Source organism: Erwinia sp. S43 (genome assembly GCF_016624745.1).
Taxonomy (GTDB): Bacteria; Pseudomonadota; Gammaproteobacteria; order Enterobacterales; family Enterobacteriaceae; genus Erwinia; species Erwinia coffeiphila.
The window spans coordinates 35449-58234 of sequence record NZ_JACVTX010000016.1; the positions used below are offsets into that span (position 1 = coordinate 35449).

Annotated in this window: 17 protein-coding genes; 8 read left to right on the forward strand and 9 right to left on the reverse strand. The window is 53.0% G+C overall.

The genetic code is table 11. From position 1 onward, the window contains the following. Window positions 1–318 precede the first annotated feature (318 nt). A complete protein-coding gene (gene mdh / locus IBT47_RS17690; protein WP_200561818.1) occupies window positions 319–1254 on the forward strand; it encodes a malate dehydrogenase in 936 nt (311 codons plus the stop codon). 48 nt (window positions 1255–1302) lie between these two features. On the opposite strand, the gene degS is transcribed toward mdh, so the two are convergent. The 3 genes from degS to zapG form a co-directional block, all read right to left on the reverse strand. Continuing rightward, a complete protein-coding gene (gene degS, locus IBT47_RS17695; RefSeq protein WP_200561820.1) occupies window positions 1303–2358 on the reverse strand; it encodes an outer membrane-stress sensor serine endopeptidase DegS in 1056 nt (351 codons plus the stop codon). An 81-nt stretch (window positions 2359–2439) separates the two neighbouring features. Then, window positions 2440–3813 (reverse strand): serine endoprotease DegQ, encoded by a 1374-nt coding sequence (degQ, locus tag IBT47_RS17700; RefSeq protein WP_200561822.1) that lies wholly within the window; start codon window positions 3811–3813, stop codon window positions 2440–2442. Window positions 3814–3933: 120 nt separating this feature from the next. Next, window positions 3934–4335, reverse strand: coding sequence for a Z-ring associated protein ZapG (gene zapG, locus IBT47_RS17705; RefSeq protein WP_105592906.1), 402 nt, complete (start codon window positions 4333–4335; stop codon window positions 3934–3936). A gap of 177 nt (window positions 4336–4512) precedes the next feature. Between zapG and zapE the strand changes: the two genes are divergently transcribed. From zapE to sspB, 5 genes are all read left to right on the forward strand, one after another. Then, window positions 4513–5640 carry a cell division protein ZapE gene (zapE, locus tag IBT47_RS17710; RefSeq protein WP_200561824.1) on the forward strand — a complete coding sequence of 376 codons (1128 nt, stop codon included), beginning with the start codon at window positions 4513–4515 and terminating at the stop codon, window positions 5638–5640. A gap of 243 nt (window positions 5641–5883) precedes the next feature. Beyond that, complete coding sequence (gene rplM, locus IBT47_RS17715) at window positions 5884–6312, forward strand: 50S ribosomal protein L13 (protein ID WP_105592908.1); 429 nt, start codon at window positions 5884–5886, stop codon at window positions 6310–6312. A 15-nt stretch (window positions 6313–6327) separates the two neighbouring features. Beyond that, window positions 6328–6720, forward strand: a complete 393-nt coding sequence (gene rpsI, locus IBT47_RS17720) for a 30S ribosomal protein S9 (RefSeq protein ID WP_056231096.1) — start codon at window positions 6328–6330, stop codon at window positions 6718–6720. A gap of 311 nt (window positions 6721–7031) precedes the next feature. Continuing rightward, entirely contained in the window at window positions 7032–7673 is a 642-nt protein-coding gene (gene sspA / locus IBT47_RS17725) for a stringent starvation protein SspA (RefSeq protein WP_200561826.1), read from the forward strand. Window positions 7674–7678: 5 nt separating this feature from the next. Further along, window positions 7679–8173, forward strand: coding sequence for a ClpXP protease specificity-enhancing factor (sspB, locus tag IBT47_RS17730; protein WP_200546533.1), 495 nt, complete (start codon window positions 7679–7681; stop codon window positions 8171–8173). A 96-nt stretch (window positions 8174–8269) separates the two neighbouring features. Here sspB and IBT47_RS17735 read toward each other — a convergent pair whose 3' ends face one another. Continuing rightward, window positions 8270–10027 carry a sulfite reductase subunit alpha gene (locus IBT47_RS17735; RefSeq protein WP_200561828.1) on the reverse strand — a complete coding sequence of 586 codons (1758 nt, stop codon included), beginning with the start codon at window positions 10025–10027 and terminating at the stop codon, window positions 8270–8272. Between the two features lie 105 nt (window positions 10028–10132). After that, window positions 10133–15655: a glutamate synthase-related protein gene (locus tag IBT47_RS17740; RefSeq protein WP_200561830.1), complete on the reverse strand. Its 5523-nt coding sequence runs from the start codon at window positions 15653–15655 to the stop codon at window positions 10133–10135. 1134 nt (window positions 15656–16789) lie between these two features. Between IBT47_RS17740 and arcB the strand changes: the two genes are divergently transcribed. Continuing rightward, complete coding sequence (gene arcB / locus IBT47_RS17745; RefSeq protein WP_200561832.1) at window positions 16790–19132, forward strand: aerobic respiration two-component sensor histidine kinase ArcB; 2343 nt, start codon at window positions 16790–16792, stop codon at window positions 19130–19132. Window positions 19133–19940: 808 nt separating this feature from the next. Continuing rightward, window positions 19941–20633, forward strand: coding sequence for a monofunctional biosynthetic peptidoglycan transglycosylase (gene mtgA, locus IBT47_RS17750; RefSeq protein ID WP_370569915.1), 693 nt, complete (start codon window positions 19941–19943; stop codon window positions 20631–20633). Between the two features lie 25 nt (window positions 20634–20658). Here the strand turns inward: mtgA and npr are convergent, their stop codons facing one another. The 4 genes from npr to hpf form a co-directional block, all read right to left on the reverse strand. Beyond that, window positions 20659–20931, reverse strand: a complete 273-nt coding sequence (gene npr / locus IBT47_RS17755) for a PTS phosphocarrier protein NPr (RefSeq protein ID WP_105592915.1) — start codon at window positions 20929–20931, stop codon at window positions 20659–20661. Next, window positions 20928–21782: an RNase adapter RapZ gene (gene rapZ, locus IBT47_RS17760; RefSeq protein WP_105592916.1), complete on the reverse strand. Its 855-nt coding sequence runs from the start codon at window positions 21780–21782 to the stop codon at window positions 20928–20930. The genes npr and rapZ overlap by 4 nt, the downstream gene beginning before the upstream one ends. Window positions 21783–21843: 61 nt before the next feature. Then, window positions 21844–22320 (reverse strand): PTS IIA-like nitrogen regulatory protein PtsN, encoded by a 477-nt coding sequence (gene ptsN / locus IBT47_RS17765; protein WP_105592917.1) that lies wholly within the window; start codon window positions 22318–22320, stop codon window positions 21844–21846. A gap of 171 nt (window positions 22321–22491) precedes the next feature. Next, a complete protein-coding gene (hpf, locus tag IBT47_RS17770; protein ID WP_105592918.1) occupies window positions 22492–22779 on the reverse strand; it encodes a ribosome hibernation promoting factor in 288 nt (95 codons plus the stop codon). Window positions 22780–22786 lie beyond the last annotated feature (7 nt).

A 22786-nucleotide genomic window follows, 5' to 3' on the forward strand; every position in this document is an offset into this window, starting at 1 on the left:
CAAACTTTGGCACTGAAAAGAAATCTAACGGGCCGGTACTACTTTGCGCAATAAGTGAACAATTTGTTATAAAATTGATGTTGTTCGGATAAGTGCTATAGGTGTAAGGTACGCCGGATCACGATGTCTGCATGTTGCAACGACTGGCGACCAGCGATAACAGGATGTAATGCGGGCATATCTTCAGCATTTGCTGCTTTTTAGTGCTTAAGCACGCAAAACCGTAAACCCGCTATCGTCATTATCCCGCAGGTCGTCTAAGGTCGTAAGCAGATGGATTTCCCGGCATAACATGCTCAAAATAATAAGGAGTTTAGGATGAAAGTTGCAGTTCTCGGTGCAGCGGGTGGTATCGGTCAGGCTCTGGCCCTCCTACTGAAAACCCAGCTTCCGGCTGGTTCAGAACTCTCTCTCTATGATATCGCCCCCGTCACTCCGGGTGTTGCGGTAGACCTTAGCCATATCCCTACAGCAGTCAAAATTGAAGGCTTCAGCGGTGAAGATGCGACCCCGGCTTTGCAGGGCGCTGATGTGGTTCTGATTTCCGCTGGCGTAGCGCGTAAACCGGGTATGGACCGTTCCGACCTGTTTAACGTCAATGCGGGCATTGTACGCAACCTGATTGAACAGGTTGCTGCGACCGCGCCGAAAGCGCTGATTGGCATCATTACTAACCCGGTTAATACCACGGTCGCCATTGCAGCTGAAGTACTGAAAAAAGCCGGTGTGTATGACAAAAACAAACTGTTCGGCGTGACCACGCTGGATATTATTCGCGCCAACACCTTTGTGGCTGCGCTGAAAGGCAAACAGCCGCAGGATCTGAACGTTCCGGTAGTGGGCGGTCACTCTGGTGTTACCATCCTGCCTCTGCTGTCGCAGATTGAAGGCGTCAGCTTTACCGAGCAGGAGGCGGCGGATCTGACTAAACGCATTCAAAATGCCGGTACTGAGGTTGTTGAAGCGAAGGCGGGTGGCGGGTCGGCGACGCTCTCAATGGGCCAGGCTGCGGCGCGTTTCGGACTGTCGCTGGTGCGCGCTCTGAAAGGGGAAAACAATGTTGTCGAATGTGCCTATGTTGAAGGCAGCGGCGAATACGCCCGTTTCTTCTCACAGCCGCTGCTGTTGGGAAAAAACGGTATTGTTGAACGTCGTCCGATTGGTAAACTGAGCGTGTTTGAGCAGCAGTCGCTTGATCAGATGCTGGACACGCTGAAAAAAGATATCGCTTTGGGCGAAGATTTTATTAAGTAAGTCTGCATTTCGCCCCGTCTCCAGACGGGGCGATACAGCCACTTTTCCCTACTGACTTTTGTTCTCTTCCGGGTATTCCAGTACCGTGACCGGTAGCGTCATCTTCTTATCGTTACGCAGGATCTCAACCTCTATGACTGTTCCAGGACGGATCTCCGCGACCTGATCCATGGTTTCCATTGCGGAAACGGCGGGAACATTATTCACCCGCGTAATCACATCGTGGATCTGCAAGCCGGCTTTTTGCGCCGGGCCGGTAGGGTTCATACCGGTGATGACAATGCCCTGCGGATGCTCCAGCGTGGTATTCTGGCCGGTAAAGCGCGGGATTTCTTCCCCGGTGATACCGATATATCCGCGGATCACTCGTCCGTCGCGGATCAGCTTATCCATAATTTTGGTGGCCAGCCGTGTCGGGATAGCAAAACCCAGCCCTTCCGGCGTTTCGCCATCGCTGCTCTTATCGAATGAAAGCGTGTTAATTCCCATCAGTTCGCCCAGCGAGTTAATTAGCGCACCGCCGGAGTTACCGCGGTTAATCGAGGCGTCCGTTTGCAGGAAGTCCTGATGGCGTGATGGGCTCAGCCCCACGCGGCCGGTTGCACCAATAATGCCCTGAGTGACCGTCTGACCGATGTTATAAGGATTACCAATCGCCATCACCAGATCGCCGATATGCGCCACGCGTTTCGGGTTGATCGGGATGACCGGCAGATTCGATGCGGTAATTTTCAGTACGGCAAGATCGGTCAGCGAATCTGACCCCACCAGCATTGCTTCAAAGTAACGACCATCCTGCAGGCGCACGATAATCTGGTTGGCATCGTTGATGACGTGTTTGTTCGTCAAAATATAGCCGCGAGGGTCCATGATGACGCCGGAACCCAGGACATCAGAAGAGTTGCTGGCGCTGCGGTTATAAACGTAAACCACCGCCGGCGCCGCACGCCGTACGGCATCGTTGTAGCTGACCGGTTCCTGGTCGGCGTTGTTGCCAGGCTGGGACAGCAGATCGCCGCCGAACTTAAGGCCCGGAACGGCTACCAGAAGAATACCCGCCACAATCAGGCCGAATATCACGGAACGTAAAAGTTTAAGAAACATGGTTTTAAGCGGTGAATGAATGAACTAAATGCAGGATAACATGAGTTGCGCGGGCACAGTAGCCTGTGCCCGCGAAGGGGACTACTGAAGCAGTAAATAGATGCTGTCGCTACCGCGAATAATATTCAGCGCCAGTAGCGGAGGTTTGCCCTCCAGCAGCTTGCGCAGTTCAGCCAGATTCTGAACCGGGGTGCGATTCAGGCCGACAATGACATCATCTTTCTGCAGGCCCGCGATTGCTGCGGGAGTGCCTTTCTCAACATTATCCACTTTGACACCTTTGGTGCCATCGACAGCCGCTCCGTCGCTGAGCGTTGAGCCCTGAAGGGCCGGGGCCAGCTGTTCTGCACTCACGGTACTCTGGCTGCTGTTATCCAACTTAACGCTGACAGTCGCCGGTTTTCCTTCGTGCAGCAGGCCAACTTTTACCTCCTGTCCCGGTGCGGTGGTGCCGATTTTCACCCGCAGTTCGGCAAAATTATTAACCGGTTTGCCGTCCACGCTGATGATAATGTCACCGGCTTTGATGCCCGCTTTTGCCGCTGCCGAACCTGCCAGAACTTCGTTGACGAAGGCCCCACGCTGGACGTCAACGTTAAAGGCTTTGGCCATATCGGCGGTCATTTCCGTGCCTTTAATGCCGAGCTGTCCACGTTTTACTTCGCCAAATTTAATCAGCTGCTGGGCAAGATTCATCGCCATATTGCTCGGAATCGCAAAACCGATGCCGATGTTGCCGCCCGCGGAGGAGAGAATTGCGGTATTCAGGCCAATCAGCTCACCGTTCAGGTTAACCAGCGCGCCGCCGGAATTACCGCGGTTAATCGCCGCATCGGTCTGGATAAAGTTTTCCAGACCTTCCAGATTCAGGCCGCTGCGCCCCAGGGCTGAGACAATACCGGAGGTTGCCGTCTGACCCAGGCCAAACGGATTCCCGATGGCGACGGTAAAGTCACCGACTTTTAGCTGGTCCGAGTCGGCAATGCTGACCTGGGTCAGCTTCGTGGCACCGTTCAGTTGAATAAGCGCCACGTCAGTTTGCTCATCGTCACCAATCAGTTTGGCGTCAAATTCACGCCCGTCGCTGAGCTGGACTTTAATTTTGTCTGCGCCGTTCACCACATGGTAGTTGGTCAGCACATAGCCTTTCGCCGCATCGATGATGACACCGGAGGCCAGGCCTTCAAAAGGCTGCTTTGGTCCGTCATCCTGTTCGCCGTCCTGGCCCAGAAAACGTTTCAACTGTTCAGGGATCTGCTGTTCCTGCTTCTGTGTGCCTTCCACGTAGACACTGACCACGGCTGGTAACACTTTTTCCAGCATAGGGGCCAGGCTGGGCAACGGTTGCCCTTCAACTTGCGAAGGGAGAGAAGCCTGGGCCGAAGGAGTCATCATAGCCAGATTAAGGCCGAGACTGAGTGCTAATGCGCTTAACAGAAATGACGTTTTTTTCATCGTTACGACGCTCTCGCTACCGGAGAAGTGATATGAATACCCTGCACATGCAGGCTCTGAGATGTGACTGACAGCGATACTTGCAACGAAACGGGGTGCCAGGCACCCCATAAGAATGGCTTATTTTCCTGCGGGGCGTTCACCACGCAGCAGGCCGGAAGCGCTGTCCGGGTAGTCCCGCGGCATCTGTACCGGGGCCTGGTCGTTATCGGCTTCTGACTCAGTTAGCTGATAAGCAAAGGGATTTTTCTCTCCCGGCAGGTTCGGTAACAGGTCATTAGACCCTTTTGCCATATGTTGGTACAGCTGGCGATAATCGCGGGCCATATTGTCCAGCAGCTCAGCGCTGTGGGCAAAATGGTTGGTCAGCTCTTCACGGTATTCCGCCAGCTCAGCTTTGCTTTTTTCCAGTTCATACTGCAACGAGCGCTGCTCACGCAGTTTCTTGTTGCCAAAACGCATTGCAACCGCGCCGATAATAATCCCAACAACTAACCCAATGAGCGCGTATTCCCAGGTCATAATAACTCCCGTTTTGTCTTCGTTGTTCCGTAGGGTCTTTCCATTCACTACTAGCCACTATAACCGCTAATGTTATGGAAGTGGAATCCTGTGGCCGCTTCGCTTAGTGTAGAACGACTTTTTTTTCGACGATCAACCCCCCGGCACGGCCATTTTTTCAGGGAATGTGACTAAATTATGCAAAAGATGTCCCCTCTGGCGCTCTATGAGCAGGCGCTGGAAAACGGCGAGTATCAGCCTGATGAAGTACAGCGCGCAGCAATCACCCAGCTTGACGGCATATGGCAGGCGTTAAGCGGTTCTCGTCCCGCTCCCGCCGCGAGCAGCGGTGGGTTGTTTGGCAAATTAAATAAGCTGTTAGGCAAAGGGAAAACCGACCCTCAGCCCCCGGCGCGTGGCCTGTATATGTGGGGTGGCGTTGGGCGTGGAAAGACCTGGCTGATGGACATGTTTTTTCAGGCAATTCCTGGTGAGCGCAAACAGCGTCTGCATTTTCATCGTTTTATGCTGCGCGTGCATGAAGAGCTGACCGAGCTGCAGGGGAAAAGCGACCCGCTGCAAACCGTCGCCGACCGCTTCAAAGCAGAGACGGATCTACTGTGTTTTGATGAATTTTTTGTCTCCGATATCACTGATGCAATGTTACTGGGCACGCTGATGGAAGCGCTGTTCAGCCGTGGCATTACCCTGGTTGCAACGTCTAACATTCCCCCGGACGATCTCTATCGTAACGGTTTGCAACGCGCACGTTTTTTGCCAGCAATCGAAATGATTAAGCAGCATTGCGACATTATGAACGTTGATGCCGGGATTGATTATCGCCTGCGCACGCTGACTTCTGCCCATTTATGGATGACGCCGCTGGACGCCTCCACTTCAAAAGAGATGGAACGGATGTTTGTCGCGCTGGCCGGTAAACCCCGTGAAGCGCATGCACCGTTGGAAATCAACCATCGGCAGCTCCCTACGCTCGGCATGGAGGAAGGCGTACTCGCAATGAGTTTCCTCACCCTGTGTGGTGAAGGGCGAAGCCAGCACGACTATATTGAGCTATCTCGCCGTTTTCACAGCGTATTGCTGTATGATGTGCCGGTGATGATTTACAAAACCGAAGATCAGGCCCGGCGTTTTCTGGCGCTGGTGGATGAGTTTTACGAGCGTCACGTGAAGCTGGTGGTTTCGGCGGAAACATCACTGTATGAAATTTATCAGGGCACGCGGCTGAAGTTTGAGTATCAGCGCTGTGTTTCCCGCTTGCAGGAAATGCAGAGTGAAGAATACCTGCGCCTGCAGCATCTGCCCTGAGTAAAAAAGGGCGTGGCGGAACGGCAATTTTATCGTAGAAAGTGTTCGATTTTTATGGGCGACTTCTCTATAATCTTGCGACCCCACGTTACAACAAAGGTTTTTTTCCCAAAACTCTTTGTGTTCCAGTAACTCTATCCGAAGGGGTGGGCTTACTGGTCAAGATGGTCGTGTGAGCTCCAACCGTTTATTCAAGCGTTTGGGATTTCACCAACGTGTAACTTAATTTGGGTAAGCTTTTAGATGAAAACTTTTACAGCTAAACCAGAAACCGTCCAACGTGACTGGTATGTTGTTGACGCAACAGGCAAAACTTTAGGTCGTTTAGCGACTGAACTTGCTCGTCGTCTGCGCGGTAAGCACAAAGCGGAATACACTCCGCACGTAGATACTGGTGATTACATTATCGTTCTGAACGCTGAGAAAGTTGCCGTAACTGGTAACAAGCGTACCGATAAAGTGTATTACCATCACACCGGCCACATCGGTGGTATCAAGCAAGCGACCTTCGAAGAGATGATTGCTCGCCGTCCTGAGCGTGTGATTGAAATCGCGGTTAAAGGCATGCTGCCAAAGGGCCCGCTGGGTCGTGCTATGTACCGTAAACTGAAAGTTTACGCGGGCAACGAGCACAACCATGCGGCACAGCAACCGCAAGTTCTTGACATTTAATCGGGATTACAGGCAATGGCTGAGAATCAAAACTACGGCACTGGTCGCCGCAAAAGCTCTACCGCTCGCGTATTTATCAAGCCGGGCAGTGGTAACATCGTAATCAACCAGCGTTCTCTGGAACAGTACTTCGGTCGTGAAACTGCCCGCATGGTAGTTCGTCAGCCGCTGGAACTGCTGGACATGGTTGGTAAATTCGATCTGTACATCACCGTTAAAGGTGGTGGTATCTCTGGTCAGGCTGGTGCGATCCGTCACGGTATCACCCGCGCTCTGATGGAGTTCGATGAGTCTCTGCGTGGCGAACTGCGTAAAGCAGGCTTCGTTACTCGTGATGCTCGTCAGGTTGAACGTAAGAAAGTCGGCCTGCGTAAAGCACGTCGTCGTCCACAGTTCTCCAAACGTTAATTTATTCTGCTTCGGCAGAGTCAGTTATCGAAAACCCGGTGCTCAGCGCCGGGTTTTTTATTTTCTGCTGGTGCAAAAAGCGCGAAAGTTATCTTGCTTTATCACTTTTCCCTCGTAAATCGGCATTCGTCTCCGCACAAGCTGACTAAAATCTGGTAGACTATGTGTCACTTTGTGCCCATTGGCCAGTCAACAATGACGTGCAGCTCCCGCTTACGGCTGGAGTGGCCAATCATCGGGCTAATGGCAATAACGAGTCGCCGCGTGGATGGCTATTCGCAGTAATTTTCTGGATAAACTTGGAGGTTTACATGGCTGTCGCTGCCAACAAACGTTCGGTAATGACGCTGTTTTCTGGTCCGACTGACATTTTTAGCCATCAGGTTCGTATCGTACTGGCTGAGAAAGGTGTAAGCGTCGAGATCGAGCAGGTTGAAATGGATAATCTGCCCCAGGATCTGATCGACCTCAACCCGTACCGTACCGTGCCGACACTCGTTGATCGTGAGCTGACGCTGTATGAATCTCGTATCATCATGGAGTATCTGGATGAGCGTTTCCCGCATCCTCCATTGATGCCGGTGTATCCGGTCGCACGTGGTGAAAGTCGTCTGATGATGCACCGCGTTGAGCAAGACTGGTACAGCCTGATGCGTAAAGTTGAGAACGGCACGGCGCAGGAAGCCGAAGCGGCTCGCAAACAGCTGCGTGAAGAGCTGCTGGCGATTGCCCCACTGTTCTCTCGCACGCCGTTCTTTATGAGCGAAGAATTCAGCCTGGTTGACTGCTATCTGGCTCCGCTGCTGTGGCGTCTGCCGCAGCTGGGTATTGATCTGAACGGTGCCGGTTCGAAAGAGCTGAAGGGCTATATGACTCGCGTCTTTGAGCGTGATTCATTCCTTGCTTCCCTGACCGAAGCCGAGCGTGAAATGCGCCTGCAAACGCGGGGCTGATTACGATGGAAATGTCGCAACTTACCGCACGTCGTCCTTATCTGTTGCGCGCTTTCTATGAGTGGTTGCTTGAGAACCAGCTCACCCCGCATCTGGTCGTCGATATCAATTTGCCGGGTGTGATGGTCCCTCTGGAATATGCGCGGGATGGTCAGATCGTACTGAATATCGCGCCGCGTGCCGTGGGGAATCTGGAGCTGGGCAATGATGAAGTTCGTTTCAATGCTCGCTTTGGTGGCGTTCCGCGTCAGGTGAACGTGCCGCTGGCAGCGGTGCTGGCGATCTACGCCAGGGAAAACGGCGCCGGTACAATGTTCGAACCGGAGCCAGCCTACGACGGTGCCGGGGAGTTTGATGCTTCAACCGAACAGGATGAAGCACCGGAAACCCTGATGTCGGTGATCGATGGCGATCGTCCGGATGATGAAAATGACGATCACACGCCAGACGATGAGCCGCCGCCGCGCGGTGGCCGCCCGGCATTACGCGTTGTGAAGTAAGCCATTAATAAGCAGCATAGAAAAACGGGCCAATTGGCCCGTTTTTTTTAACTGCATATCGTCAATGGATGCGGGCTGGCCGCATCCAAAGGATGATTAATATACGTCGCGCAGGTAGCGTTTCTCTTTCTTCAACTGATCGATGTAGTCAGCTGCGCGTTCGGCAGACATACCGCCAAACTGAGAAACGATTTCATACAGTGCTTTATCCACGTCTTTCGCCATGCGTGATGCATCGCCGCACACGTAGAAGTAAGCCCCTTCCTGCAGCCACGCAAACAGTTCAGCGCCCTGTTCCAGCATACGGTTCTGCACGTAAATCTTTTTCGACTGATCGCGTGAGAAGGCCAGATCCAGATGAGTCAGCAGACCGCTTTCCTGCCAGCCGTTAAGCTCATCCTGGTAAATAAAGTCGTGTTCCTGGTGCTGATCGCCGAAGAACAGCCAGTTTTTACCGCTGGCGCCGGTTGCCTGACGCTCCTGAAGGAAGGCGCGGAACGGTGCAATACCGGTGCCCGGGCCGATCATGATCAGCGGTGCGTTACCGTTTGACGGTACGCGGAAAGCTTTGTTAGGCGAAATAAAGATTGCCGGCTTGCCGCCGCGACCAACGCGTTCTGCCAGATAGGTTGAGCAAACGCCGTTACGCGCACGTCCCGCGCTGTGATAGCGCACGGAAGCAATAGTCAGGTGTACCTGATTTGGGTGCGCCTTCGAGCTGGACGAGATGGAGTAAGCGCGGTGCTGCAACGGACGCAGCAGCGTAACAAACTCAGCGGTAGTCAACGTGCGGGTCAGATCCAGCTGCAGCAGATCCAGGGTGTCTTTACCCCACAACCAGACGCCAAGCGCATCTTTATCGTCGTGCTGAAGCACGTGACGCAGCTCCTGGTTAGTGGTGTTCTGGCCTACCCATTCGATCAGCTTGCGTGAAGGCTCGGAGATTTCGAACTGATAGGTCAGCAGATCGCCCAGGCTGCGGTCAAAGCCAGGAACCGGGCTCTGATAATCGGATTTGAGCTGCGTCAGCAGCAGATCGACCAGGACCGGATCGTTGACCGGGATCACCCCGAGCGCATCGCCAGCTTCATATTTCAGACCGCTGTCGGTCAGATCGAATTCAAAGTGGCGAATGTCTTTACCGGACGCTTCGCCGGACAGGCGCTTGTTGGTCACCAGGGCGGCGGCATACGGGTTGTTTTTGTTGCTGCCTGGGATCACCGGCGCTTCCGGCAGGTTCTCCAGCGCTGCGCCGGTGCTGCCCGCACTGGCGGCGAACTGCGGCATTGAGTTAGCAATCCACTCACCGGCAGGTTCTTCGTAATCAATGTCACAGTCAATGCGGTCGAATACGCGCTTCGCACCCAACTGCTCAAGACGCATATCGAAGAATTTACCCGCCTGGCAGAAACCGTCGTAGCCGGTGTCACCGATGGCGAGGATAGCAAAGTGCATCTGCTCCAGACGCGGTGCGGTGCTGGCGGAAAGCGCCTGCCAGAACAGCTCGGCGTTATCCGGCATTTCACCTTCACCGTAGGTAGAGGTGATAATCAGCACGTGGCGCATGGTGGCGAATACATCGATATCGACTTCACCCAGCCCCTGAACTACCGGTACCAGACCTTTGGCACGTGCGGCTTTCGCGGCGCTCTGCGCTAACGCCTCAGCGTTACCGGTCTGTGAACCAAACAGGATATGCAGCTGGGTGGTGGTTGCCGCGCCCGCGCTTGCTCCCGCCTGCGGTTTGTCTTCCAGCACCAGCAGACGTGAATGTAACCCGGCGAGGAAGCCTGCCAGCCAGAATTTCTGCTCACCATTAAATGGTGCATCTTCAGGAATATAAGGAATTTTCATGGGTTTTCTATACTCAATCCCGTTTCGTCATGTTCAGTAACCTGCATTCCGGCGCGGCATCCCGTGGGATATCGCGCCGGTTAACGCGGTTGATTCAGGCTGTTATCAGGCCAGTTTGCCTACCGCAGCGGCTAACTCCGGCAGCGCGGCGCGGGCAAACAGTTCCTCAAAGTCAGGCAATCCACCCAGCACCTGACGGTTGCTGGCATCCTGATAGATGATCCAGCCGTAGGTCGCCAGACTATCCATTGAGCGGATGTTACGCTGAGTCAGCGCTGCCTTGTAGTCCGCCATACGTTTGGCAGCGATCAGGCAGGACAGCTCTTCGTCGTTGTAGTTCTCAATTGCTGCGCGAGCGTGACGCTGCAGCTTAGAGATCAGGGCAAAGTCTTCTGTCATCAGCAGGTTACGTACCGCTTTTTCAACGGCGGCATCATCTACCGCAGTGCCTTTCGGCAGGCGGGAGAGTGCTAACTGCTGGGCAGAACTCAGTACGGTGTAGTTATTCAACAACACCAGCATTTCCGGCGTATCGGTGGCACCGTAGGCCGGTACTGCACCGTTAGCGATCGGCTTACCTTCACGCCATGCAGCTTTGAATTTCGCTACCTGATGGCCGGCCAGAGCGGTAGACAGCTCTTCCAGCAGATCCTTACGGGTTTTCGCTTTCAGGATCTCAGCGCTGTCCTGATACAGCAGCAGGGAGCGCGGCATCACGTAGACAAAGTTCTGGCACTCGGTTTCCCAGTGGTCCAGCAGCCAGGCGGCGCGAGGTGAGTTCGTTGCCTCCAGATGCCAGGTCAGCATGGTGAACACCGCCTGTTTGTGTACGCGGGCCATTTCATTGTCTTCGGCGATAGAGCCGAACAGCACGGAATCACCGGCAGCATGGCTGGCGAGCGATCCGTACGGATCGTACTGGTAGGCAAAGCCGCCGCTCATCCCGTTACCGAAACCTTTACCGAACGTACCGAGGTTCAGAACGGCACCGTTGGTCATATATTCGCAGCAGAAATCACCGACGCCTTCCACAACGGCGGTCGCACCGGAGTTACGTACCGCGAAGCGGTCACCGGCCTGGCCCTGAACGAACAGACGGCCACCGGTGGCACCGAACAGCGCGAAGTTACCGATCAGCACGTTGCCTTCAGCATCTTCAGAGCCGCCGCCAGGTGAAACAACGATAATCTCGCCGCCGCACTGGCCTTTACCCACACCGTCGTTACAGGTGCCGGAATGCGTCATCTGCATCCCGTCGTTGCAGAATACGCCATAAGACTGACCGGCAGAGCCTGAGGTGAAGATGTTGACCGTGCCCGGCGCCAGGTAGCGGCGGCCGCGATCGTCGAGCAGCGCCGGGATATCTGCCAGCTGTTCCGCGTTCAGCGTGTGGTTCAGCATACGCTCGATATCGATGGCCAGCTGGCCGCCGACGCTCTTGTTACGGTTGTTCAGCGTGATGCCATTGCCCAGACGGATATCAGTGCTTCCCTGAACCACCAGCGAGTCGTTCAGCAGCTCCACCCAGTCGTTATCAAGGGCGAAATCTTTTTCCAGATAAACCGGCTTGGCGATCTTCACTTCCGGTACCACGGTGAGCATGGCACGCAAATCGAGTTTGCAGACTTCCAGCGGGTGATCCATCAGGTGCAGCAGGTCAGAGCGCCCGCGCGCTTCGCGCAGAGAGCGTAATCCCAGACGAGACAGCATCTCACGAACTTCATGCGCAACGTTGATGAAATACTGTGCCAGCTGGCGCGGATCGCCATCGAAGGCTTCGGCATTGGTGGTCAGGCCGGCCGGGCACTTCACGTTACAGTTTTTCGCCATCACGCACTTCAGCATCATCAGCGCAGTAGTACCAAATTCGAAGCTGTCGCCGCCGAGCAGGGCCGATTTCACCACGTCGCTGCCGGTCTGCTGTGCGCCGGAGCAGCGCAGCAGTACTTTTTCGCGCAGGCCGTTGGCGCAGAGTGCCTGGTGCACTTCGGCAATACCGATTTCGGCAACGCGACCGGTGTATTTCAAACTGGTCACCGAGGCTGCACCGGTTCCGCCCGTGTTACCCGCCACGTTGATCACATCGGCACCGGCTTTCGCCACGCCGACCGCGATAGTGCCGATCCCTTCAGAGGAAACCAGCTTAACGATGACGCGAACGCGCGCCGCCTTACAGTCGTGGATCAGCTGTGCCAGATCCTCGATGGAGTAGGTATCGTGGTGCGGAGGAGGGGATACCAGCTCCACGCCCGGCGTACCGCCACGAGCAGCGGCGATCTCAACCGTCACTTTCGGCGCAGGCAGCTGACCGCCTTCACCCGGTTTTGCACCCTGACCGATTTTGATTTCCAGCTCTTCCAGCATCGGATCGGCCAGATAAGCCGCCCAGACGCCAAAACGACCGGATGCCAGCTGTTTAATGCGAGAGGCACGGATGGTGCCGTGGCGCGAATAGTGCTCGCCGCCTTCACCGCAGTTGCTCATGCCGCCAACCATGTTGGTGCCGTGGGCCACCGCTTCGTGAGCCGGAGCAACCAGCGCACCGTGGCTCATCGCACCGGAGGCGAACGTGCGGGTGATCTCGCAGGCCGGCTGCACTTCGCTCAGCGGCAGGGAAGGCTGAGTGGCGAAAATACGTGACAGATAGTCAGCCGCTTTGCCCTGTGCGGTGATCTGCAGGCCGTCAGCGGTAATTTCAGTGTGCTCAATTTCATCCAGGAAGCGGTTTTTCAGCGCAGTTGCCAGCACCAGCAGACGCTCATGTTCCGGCTTCAGGCCTTCAATCGCATCGGTCAGTCGCAGGGTAAACTGGCCTGCGCTTCCGGCTTCACAGGTCAGCCCGCGCACGGCGAAGCTGTTGTTGACCAGCGAATAACGTCCCAGCTTACGGCTGAATTCAGCCAGGCTGTCAACGTGGGTCAGATCGCACGGGAAGGCGAGGATATCGCGCAGCGCGGCCGGGCGACGTTTGCGCTCTTCGTGCATCAGGCTGGAGAACTGACGGTAATCCGGCGTGATAGTAAAGGCGTTAATGACGTCATCAGGGATGCGCTCAAAGCTGCTGTCAGCAAAGGACTTCGCTTTGATATTGAAAGCGTTGTCCAGTTTGGCCAGCGTCAGCAGGCGAATAAACTGATCTTCCCCACGCTGCTTATCTGCGAAGCGGATAGGCTGCTCGGTCATGTCGATAAAGGTACGTACGGCGATGGTTCCGTAAGAGTGACCGGCACCTTCTGCACGTTCTTTAAACAGGCCCAGCAGCGGAACTTCAGCTTCTCCCTGAATTTTCAGGGCGCTCTGATGCCAGTCCACCGCCATCTGCGCGATAGAGGCAAAGCCTGCGCCACCCACCGGGGTTTTAATGTTCGGGAAGTATTTCTTCAGTACGCGATCTTCCGTATCGAGGAAGTTTGGCTCGAAGAATTCACCGCAGCTGTAGCTTTCGACGGTACACAGGCCCACTTTGCCCATGGTTTTCATCAGCGCTTTTTCTGCGGCCTTGGCATAGCGCTTAAAGGCTTTATTGCCTTCTTCGCCTTCACCATATTTCTCTTCGGCACGCATCTGCACGCCCAGCGGATAGATTGCTGAGGCACCAAAGCCCAGCGCAGCGGCAATGTGGTGCGAAGAAATACTCTGACCGCTTTCAACCACCAGCGAAACATCAAGACGCAGACCTTCCTGAACGAGGCGCTGGTTGATGGCGGACACCACCAGCAGCATCGGTATCGCGGCTTGAGTAGAGGAGATGTGGCGGTCAGTCAGTACTGCGATTCCGCCCTGTTCACGAGCAAAATCAACCACCTGCTGAGCAAGATCGTCAATCGCCTGCTCCAGCGCATCGGCATTTTTCTGGCGGCTTTCTGCATCGCTACCCAGCACCGGTGCATAGAGCATCTCAAAACGGGCATACGGTGCCACATCCTGCTCGCGCAGCTGCAGCATATCCAGGTGGGTCAGGATCGGCGTTGGCACGATGATCTGGCGACCTTTACTGCGGCCCAGATGCGGCTTAGCACCCAGCGCCACGCGCAGCGTCATGCCGTCAACTTCACGAATGGAGTCTAACGGTGGGTTCGTCACCTGCGCGAAGCGCTGGGAGAAGTAGTGCGCCATACCGCCTTCATGATCGGATAAGGCGTTGATCGCGTTGCCATAACCCATGGCTGAAATTTTTTCTGCCCCGGTGCTCAGCATCGGGTCCATCATGAATTTGAAGCTTTCCTGGTTGTAATAGTAAGCCACAAATCGCTGATAGGTTTTCAGGTCGCCGCTGTAACGCAGCGGGGAGCCCTGTTTTTCTGCCGGGATCACCGGCAGTTCTTGCAGAGTAATACGAGCCTGGGCAACCAGCGCCGGGTAGTCTTTCTCCGCAGCGAGTTTTTCCAGCGCTTCTACGGTGGTGTAGCTGCGTTTTTCGCTGTGATCGTAGTACAGCATTCCGCCCGCTTCGATACGGCCGCGGCGCAGCACGCTTTCCGGTGGGAAGGCGATCTGGCCAGCTTCGGACATTGCACCGATGTATTCCGCGGTTTCCACTGAGCGCAGCGGACGCAGGCCCAGACGGTCAAGGCGGGCACCGATGATTTCACCGTTACCAAAGATCAGTGCTGCCGGGCCGTCATTCTTCTCTTCATAAAGGGAGAAGTATTCGAGCATGGCGCGAACGTTATCGGAAAGAGAATCATCGTTTTCCCAGGCCGGTGGCATCATGGAAACTACGGCGTTAATCAGGTCGAGGTTATCTTCCATCAGGCGGCTGTGGATGCTCTGGTCCAGACGCGAGCTGTCCGACTGCCCTTTAGGACGCACGATTTTCTTGCCGCGAGCCGAAGCCAGCGCGGATTCCGCAATGCGGTTTTTACGGTCGGTATTCAGCTCACCGTTGTGCGCCATCAAACGGAACGGCTGCGCCATCGTCGTATGCGGATCGGTGTTGGTTGAAAAACGGGTATGGAAGAACAGACCGCGAACGCGATGATCGGGATCGGTCAGATCTTTGAAGTAAGGGATCACTTCATTGGAATTCAGGCGCGCTTTAAATACCTGGGTGCGCGAGGAGAGTGACAGCGGGTAGAGGCCGCCAAACTCACTTTCGGTAAAGGCGCGGGCTTCGATATCCAGCAGGGCACGATAGATGCGTTTTTCGAAATCGTTTTGATTATCGATATCCTGAGGAATAGTGAAGATCCACTGTGCGATAGGCAGCTGTGAGACAATGGCTGCCGGACGCAGTACGTCAGTGTCCAGCGGCATATCACGTTTTAAAATCACCGACAGGCCGTAAGCCGCAAGGGTTTCCTCAACCAGACGCTCGGCATTTGCGCGCAGCGCACTGTCTTTCGGTACAAAGAAATTGCCTACGCCAAAACGACCCGATTCAAGCTGTTGACCGGTAATTTTGCGGAAGAAATGCAGAGAGATGTCGACGTTGACGCCCGCGCCGTCGCCCACGCCTTCAGCGGACATACCGCCGCGATGAGGAACGGTACACAGGGCACTGTGTGCCATCTGGAGGACCTCATGAGTTTGCTCGCCGTCCTTACGTGTAATGAAACCCACGCCACAGCTATCACTCTCTTTTGTTGGATCATACAAGCCATAGGGATAAGGTTTTGAGTCAGACATCGAGGGCCTCCTTAACTTCTTTTGTACATTACCTATATTGTTCAGGCACAGAACGCAGCTGAGCGGTCACCTCAGGGTCTGTATCAATTTTCTTTGCCGCTAAAACGCGGACACCATGACTCCGAGCATTCCATCCTGAGACATAAGCGCATCGTCCGTGAATGAAAAACTCTCTAGATTCCTGGTCTCATTAAATGGAGATATCCGGTATCACGAGGGAGTCGTCTAACTGCATATGTATGCCGAGACACTGGCCCGTAAGCAAAGCTTCCAGCGGATTCCCAACTTATCGGGAAAGCGTACAGAGGTCAAATACCGATCTTTCTTATGCCTTTTTATGAGTTTTCATTGTTAAGGTGATGATAAATAATGAAATATTGTCATATTTTACCCCTGTGGATGGGGGGGCGTCGTGTAAAGAAGTGTGAGCTGTCTCACTATAGTGCAGCGAGCAAATCGCTGCACCATGCTGGAATCATGTCTGGTTGCAGCATAATATGCTGAATGAGGGGTAATACCCACATCAACGCACTGTTTTTAATCAGTGGGGATATTTGAATTAAACAGGGGGGGTTATTAGCAAAATTAATCACCCAGGGTATGACTAGAATTTCGGATTTTATGAATGATTATTCGTTTGGATGTAACCAAGGAATAGTGAGCGATCTGCATCATCACTATGAATTATATTGGCGAAGCGGGTTGCTCTGGATTTTGAGCGGCTTTATAGATTATGCAGTTATAAAATTTAGTCAATATATACGACGACAACTTTTTGCTCTGAAGGCAAAATAATTAAAATTTCTCGCAAAGGCCGCGCCAGTACAGGCTGTAAGGCGAATCTCAGCGGCAGAATCTAAACTTCATCAGGCGATGAAAATTCCATAATAATACCTTTCAAGATATAGAGTGTGCTGCACTAATATCGTGCAATAGTTTCATTAATAAAAAACAAATGAACTATAACTGTGCAATGTATGTATTGATTAACATTTGATGAACTATAACTGTGCAAATGCCCTGATCTTCATTGTGCGTTGCACCATTTTTGTGCGTTTTCCTCATCGCGTTAACCTGTGGGACTTTTATCCGATTCCGGTATGATTGTGTGATTCAGACCGGAAAGGACCCTACATGAAACAAATTCGATTATTAGCCCAGTACTACGTTGATTTGATGGTTAAGCTGGGGCTTGTGCGCTTCTCTTTGCTGTTGGCCTCCGCCCTGGTGGTACTGGCAATGATTGTCCAGATGGCCGTGACCATGGTGCTGCGCGGGCATGTGGAAAGCATCGACGTGGTGCGTTCGGTGTTTTTCGGCCTGCTGATTACGCCCTGGGCGGTATATTTCCTTTCGGTCGTTGTTGAGCAGCTGGAAGAGTCACGCCAGCGACTGGCGCGGCTGGTCGATAAGCTTGAGGAGATGCGCAATCGCGACCTTGAGCTGAATCAGCAAATGAAGGAAAACATCACACAGCTCAATCAGGAAATTGCCGATCGTATTAAGGCGGAAGAAGCGCGTCTGCAGGTGATGACCCGGCTGAAAGAGGAAATGGCACGTCGTGAGCAGGCGCAAATCGAACTGGAGCAGCAGTCGACCTTTCTGCGCTCATTTCTGGATGCTTCGCCGGACCTGGTCTTCTATCGTAATGCCGATCAGCAGTTCTCTGGCTGTAATCGGGCTATGGAGCTGCTGACGGGGAAAAGCGAGAAGCAGCTTATAGGATTAACCCCGAATGACGTCTACGACGACGATGCGGCGCTAAAGGTGCTGGAAACGGATGAGAAAGTCTTCCGTCATAACGTTTCTCTGACCTACGAGCAGTGGCTACAGTATCCCGATGGCCGTAAAGCCTGTTTTGAGATCCGCAAGGTTCCTTATTACGATCGCGTGGGGAAACGCAGCGGCCTGATGGGCTTCGGACGCGATATAACGGAGCGTAAGCGTTACCAGGACGCGTTAGAGAATGCCAGTAGGGAAAAGACGACCTTTATCTCTACGATCAGTCACGAGCTTCGTACGCCGCTTAACGGCATTGTCGGACTAAGTCGCATTCTGCTGGACACCCATCTAAACCAGGAACAGCTCAAGTACCTTAAAACTATTCATGTCTCCGCCATCACTCTTGGCAATATCTTCAACGATGTGATTGAGATGGACAAAATCGAGCGCCGGAAGGTGCAGCTGGATAATCAGCCACTCGATTTCACCGGGCTGCTTGCCGATCTGGAAAACCTGTCTGGCCTGCTGGCTGAACCTAAAGGACTGAAATTTATTCTGCAGCCTGAGCTACCGCTGCCGCACAAAATTGTGGCGGACGGGACGCGGTTACGGCAGATCCTGTGGAATTTGATCGGCAACGCGGTGAAGTTCACCCAGCGCGGCGAGATAGTCGTCCGGGTAGGTTACCGTGGCGAAGACCATCTCTATTTCGAAGTGGAAGATTCTGGAATGGGCATCCCGCAGGATGAACAGGATAAAATCTTTGCCATGTACTATCAGGTTAAAGATCAGCGCGGAGGTAAGCCGGCAACCGGCACTGGCATCGGACTGGCGGTTTCTCGTCGCCTGGCGCAGGCCATGGGTGGGGATATCAGTGTGCGTAGCGCACAGGGGCAGGGTTCATGCTTTACGCTGACGCTGAGCGCGCCCCGGGTTGCGGAAGAGGTTGAGGATGAACAACCTGAAGACGACCTTCCTCTGCCTGCGCTGCATGTGCTATTGGTGGAAGATATTGAGCTTAACGTGGTGGTGGCGAGGTCGGTGCTGGAGAAGCTGGGTAACAGCGTCGAGGTGGCGATGACCGGGCAGGAAGCGTTGGATATGTTCGATCCGGATGAATTCGATCTGGTTCTGCTGGACATCCAACTGCCGGATATGACCGGACTGGATGTGGCACGTGGCATTCATCAGCGCCACGCAGGGAAACAGTTACCGCCTCTGGTGGCATTAACGGCCAACGTGCTGAAGGATAAACGGGAATATCTGGATGCGGGAATGGATGATGTGTTGAGCAAACCTCTTGCAGTGCCCGCTCTCACAGCGATGATTAAGAAGTACTGGAACTACCAAAGCGAGGAACAGGTGATGCCTGCGCAGGAGATCAATATGGATGAGAAAAAACTGGCACTGCTGGATGTGGTGATGCTGGAGCAGTATATCGAACTGGTTGGACCGAAGTTGATTCATCAAAGTCTGGAAATGTTTGAACAGATGATGCCTGGGTATCTGGATGTCCTGGATTCCAACATGATGGCCCGCGACCAGAAAGGCATTGCGGAAGAAGGGCATAAGATCAAAGGCGCTGCAGGTTCGGTTGGGTTGGTACATTTGCAGCAGATCGCGAAACAGATCCAAAGCCCTGAACTACCCGCCTGGTGGGACAATGTACAGGAGTGGATTGATGAGCTTAAACAGGAATGGCGTAACGACGTGAATGTGTTGCGTGAATGGGTTAAGGTTTCTGAAAAAAAATGACCCCGACCTAGGCCGGGGTGCGCGAATACTGCGCCAACACCAGGGAAAATGGAAACCCACGCTATTCTGATATGAATCGTCGGGAGCGCAGGCCGGGTATTGGGTAGAACTCTCAGCCACTACCTTAGCAAATCTAACATCACATGTTACCAGATTCATTAAAATGTGTGATGTTGAGCAGTGTTTGTAAATAGAAGACATCAAATTACTTTCTCAGTCAAGCAGGTAATTCATTTTGCTTTTTTTATGATGGATTATTGTACGATTGTTGTATTTTATTCATGGAAATTCTTGACGGGTTACGTTGTCGGATTGGATTGTCCCGGCCCCGCAGCTGAAATGCGATTTCAGCATTTTTAATGCGTTTAATATACTGTTTGTACTGCGTTTTTTGTGGTTTTTGCTGAATTCTTCCGAAACGTTTTGGTTTCTGCTAGCACAAACAGGCTTCAGAGCGTCATTCGGCGAAAAAATGCTGACACAGTTCAGCAAGATAAATCTCACGATTTAATAGAAAACAGTGCCAACAAGATGTTATTTCGTTTCATTTATCGATGGTTTTCTATTTCGAGTTTTGTGATTTCGAAATGTACCCAGTGAAATTTATAAGCAATGTAAATCAATTTGAAAATGTTTTTTCGCCCTGAATAGTGGCACCCTAAAATGTATTAAACTATGGCGCGTTATGGAACCGATTCCTGGGAAAGCAGCTCATGGTAGGGACCTGACCAAAATAATTAGCTTTGTCTGAAGATGATGATAATGGAGTCGACGAATGAGCCGTAACCGACGTCCGGGATGGGTATGGATGAAAAAGGCCGTGTTGCGTTTGCTGATGGGGATTGTCGGCCTTTGGCTGCTCGGTATAGTGCTCTTCGCCTTTATCCCTGTACCTTTCTCCGCAGTTATGGTTGAAAGGCAGCTTGGCTCCTGGCTACAGGGTAATTTTAGCTATGTTGCCCATTCTGACTGGGTCGGGCGCGATGAAATATCTACATGGATGGCGCTGGCCGTTATTGCTTCTGAAGATCAAAAATTCCCCACGCACTGGGGTTTTGATGTCGATGCCATTCAGTCTGTGCTTGATAGCAACGGCGAAAACTCTCGTATGCGCGGTGCTTCCACATTGTCTCAGCAAACCGCTAAGAATTTGTTTCTCTGGGATGGGCGTAGTTGGGTGAGAAAGGGACTGGAAGCCGGGCTGACTGTCGGTATTGAAACCGTGTGGACTAAACGGCGTATTCTTACCGTTTATCTTAATATCGCTGAGTTTGGTGACGGTGTGTTTGGTGTGGAAGAGGCGGCGCAGCGCTACTTTAATAAGCCCGCCAGCCGGTTAACCATGCCCGAAGCGGCGCTGCTGGCGGCCGTTTTGCCGAATCCAATACGTTTTAAAGCCGCAGCACCTTCAGGTTATGTTCGCCAGCGTCAGCAATGGATAATGCGACAGATGCGTCAGTTGGGTGGTGAAACTTTTCTTTCCAGAAATCATCTTAATTAACTGGAAATTATCACAACCCAGGCCATTACTCTTCGTCAAATCCGGCATCGAACAGTTCAATAACTGCCGCCAGCGCTTCCGCTTCCTGCGGTCCGCTGGCCTCAATTTCGATATGACCGCCCTTGGCGGAATCCAGCATCAGTAGCGCAATAACACTGCTGGCTTCGGCCTCCGTACCACTTTCGTTTCTCAGCAGTACTTCAGCGTCAAAGCTCTGCACCAGTTCAAAAAGCTTCATTGCCGGACGAGCGTGCATGCCCAGCTTATTCCTGATTTCCACGGTTTGTTTAACGGTCATGATTTACGTTTTTCCAGCGTACGGTGACGGGACTGCACGTTTTTACCACGCGAACGGAAGTAGTCGGCTAATTGCTCAGCGATATATACCGAACGGTGTTTACCGCCGGTACAGCCAATCGCCACGGTCAGGTAGCTGCGATTGTTGGTTTCCAGCATTGGCAGCCACAGTTCCAGATAGCTGCGCGTCTGATAGATAAAATTATGCACTTCGGTATGGCGGTCGAGGAAGGCCGCTACCGGGCGATCGAGACCGGTCATCGGACGCAGTTTGGGGTCCCAGTGCGGGTTTGGTAGAAAGCGGACATCGAAGACATAATCGGCATCAATTGGGATTCCGTGCTTAAAGCCGAATGACTCAAATACCATTGTCAGCTCGCGCTCGCGCTTGCCTAACAGTCGGGTCCTCAACATCTCGGCCAGCTCATGAACTGACATTTCCGAAGTGTCGATAATCAAATCGGCACGGGAACGCAGCGGCTCCAGCAGATCGCTTTCTTCATCAATAGCGCTCTCCAGCGACAGGTTTTTGCTGGAGAGGGGATGCAGGCGACGAGTGTCGCTGTAGCGACGGATTAACGTGTTGCGATCGGCATCCAGGAACAGAAGCTGCGGCGAAAAGCAGTCGGGCAGATTGTTGAGTGCGGTTTCGAAAACTTCGGGGGATTCCGGCATATTACGAACGTCAATACTGACCGCCGCAGACATATTGCGTTCAGAGAGCGAATTAGCAAGATCGGGAAGCAGCACCACGGGGAGGTTGTCCACGCAGTAGAATCCCATATCCTCCAGCGCACGTAACGCCACGGATTTACCTGAACCGGAACGACCGCTGACGATCATCAGCACCATTAACTCTTCCCCCAATTTAACCTGTTACCACGGATGTCGTGGTGAATATACAACGGCTGGCTTAATCGTGATCTTCCGTGATGATCTCGTACAGCTCTTCATCGCTCTGGGCCGCGCGCAGACGTCGGCAAACGGTTTTATCTGCCAGACGTTTGGCTACCAGTGAAAGCGTATGCAGGTGAGTTTTACATTGGTCTGCCGGGACCAACAGGGCGAACAACAGATCCACTGGCTGATTATCAATGGCGTCAAAGGCAATCGGCTGATCCAGGTGGATAAATACACCAACCGCCCGCAGCGTATCTTCGAGTAATTTACCGTGCGGGATGGCGATCCCGTTACCGATACCCGTACTGCCCATTCTTTCGCGCGTCAGAATTGCTTCGAAAATAGTCTGATGCGGAAGGTTTAGCTGTTTGGCCGCCAGTTCGCTGATAATTTCCAGCGCCCGTTTTTTACTCTGGCAATGTACACCATTACGGGTGCAGGACAGGTTCAGGACCGAGCCCAGTTCCAGTTTTAGATCGTTGTTCATCATAGTTTCACTTACGTGTTCACATCCGCATGGCGATTAACTCAGGCCGTTTTAATAGCCGTCGTTGACCCCTGATTGATTAGCGGCTCGTACCCTTATAAAGATACGAGCCGCCGCTGACTTTAGCTTAACCCGATGTGGGATGCTGCAGAGACAATCAGCGCATGGTGAAATTTAGTGTTGTTTAAGCTTATCTTTGTGTTTATTTAACTGGCGAGCCAGCTTATCTACCAGGCCGTCAATCGCCGCGTACATATCTTTTTCTTCTGCGGTTGCATGCAACTCCCCGCCGTTCACATGCAGCGTCGCATCTGCAATTTGAGTCACTTTTTCCACCTTCAAAACAATATAGACCTGATTAATCCGGTCAAAATATTGTTCCAGTTTACCGAATTTCGCTGTCACAAATTCGCGCAGGGCTTCGGTAATTTCAACGTTTAGTCCAGTGATATTGAGTTGCATGATGTCT

What these genes read in the sequence shown, in the direction of transcription:
- IBT47_RS17735 (WP_200561828.1), bottom strand. Translation starts at nt 10,027, where the DNA reads ATGAAAATTCCTTATATTCCTGAAGATGCACCATTTAATGGTGAGCAG.
- rpsI (WP_056231096.1), top strand. Translation starts at nt 6,328, where the DNA reads ATGGCTGAGAATCAAAACTACGGCACTGGTCGCCGCAAAAGCTCTACC.
- rapZ (WP_105592916.1), bottom strand. Translation starts at nt 21,782, where the DNA reads ATGGTGCTGATGATCGTCAGCGGTCGTTCCGGTTCAGGTAAATCCGTG.
- sspB (WP_200546533.1), top strand. Translation starts at nt 7,679, where the DNA reads ATGGAAATGTCGCAACTTACCGCACGTCGTCCTTATCTGTTGCGCGCT.
- mdh (WP_200561818.1), top strand. Translation starts at nt 319, where the DNA reads ATGAAAGTTGCAGTTCTCGGTGCAGCGGGTGGTATCGGTCAGGCTCTG.
- sspA (WP_200561826.1), top strand. Translation starts at nt 7,032, where the DNA reads ATGGCTGTCGCTGCCAACAAACGTTCGGTAATGACGCTGTTTTCTGGT.
- zapG (WP_105592906.1), bottom strand. Translation starts at nt 4,335, where the DNA reads ATGACCTGGGAATACGCGCTCATTGGGTTAGTTGTTGGGATTATTATC.
- rplM (WP_105592908.1), top strand. Translation starts at nt 5,884, where the DNA reads ATGAAAACTTTTACAGCTAAACCAGAAACCGTCCAACGTGACTGGTAT.
- zapE (WP_200561824.1), top strand. Translation starts at nt 4,513, where the DNA reads ATGCAAAAGATGTCCCCTCTGGCGCTCTATGAGCAGGCGCTGGAAAAC.
- hpf (WP_105592918.1), bottom strand. Translation starts at nt 22,779, where the DNA reads ATGCAACTCAATATCACTGGACTAAACGTTGAAATTACCGAAGCCCTG.
- degQ (WP_200561822.1), bottom strand. Translation starts at nt 3,813, where the DNA reads ATGAAAAAAACGTCATTTCTGTTAAGCGCATTAGCACTCAGTCTCGGC.
- IBT47_RS17740 (WP_200561830.1), bottom strand. Translation starts at nt 15,655, where the DNA reads ATGTCTGACTCAAAACCTTATCCCTATGGCTTGTATGATCCAACAAAA.
- arcB (WP_200561832.1), top strand. Translation starts at nt 16,790, where the DNA reads ATGAAACAAATTCGATTATTAGCCCAGTACTACGTTGATTTGATGGTT.
- npr (WP_105592915.1), bottom strand. Translation starts at nt 20,931, where the DNA reads ATGACCGTTAAACAAACCGTGGAAATCAGGAATAAGCTGGGCATGCAC.
- mtgA (WP_370569915.1), top strand. Translation starts at nt 19,941, where the DNA reads ATGAAAAAGGCCGTGTTGCGTTTGCTGATGGGGATTGTCGGCCTTTGG.
- ptsN (WP_105592917.1), bottom strand. Translation starts at nt 22,320, where the DNA reads ATGATGAACAACGATCTAAAACTGGAACTGGGCTCGGTCCTGAACCTG.
- degS (WP_200561820.1), bottom strand. Translation starts at nt 2,358, where the DNA reads ATGTTTCTTAAACTTTTACGTTCCGTGATATTCGGCCTGATTGTGGCG.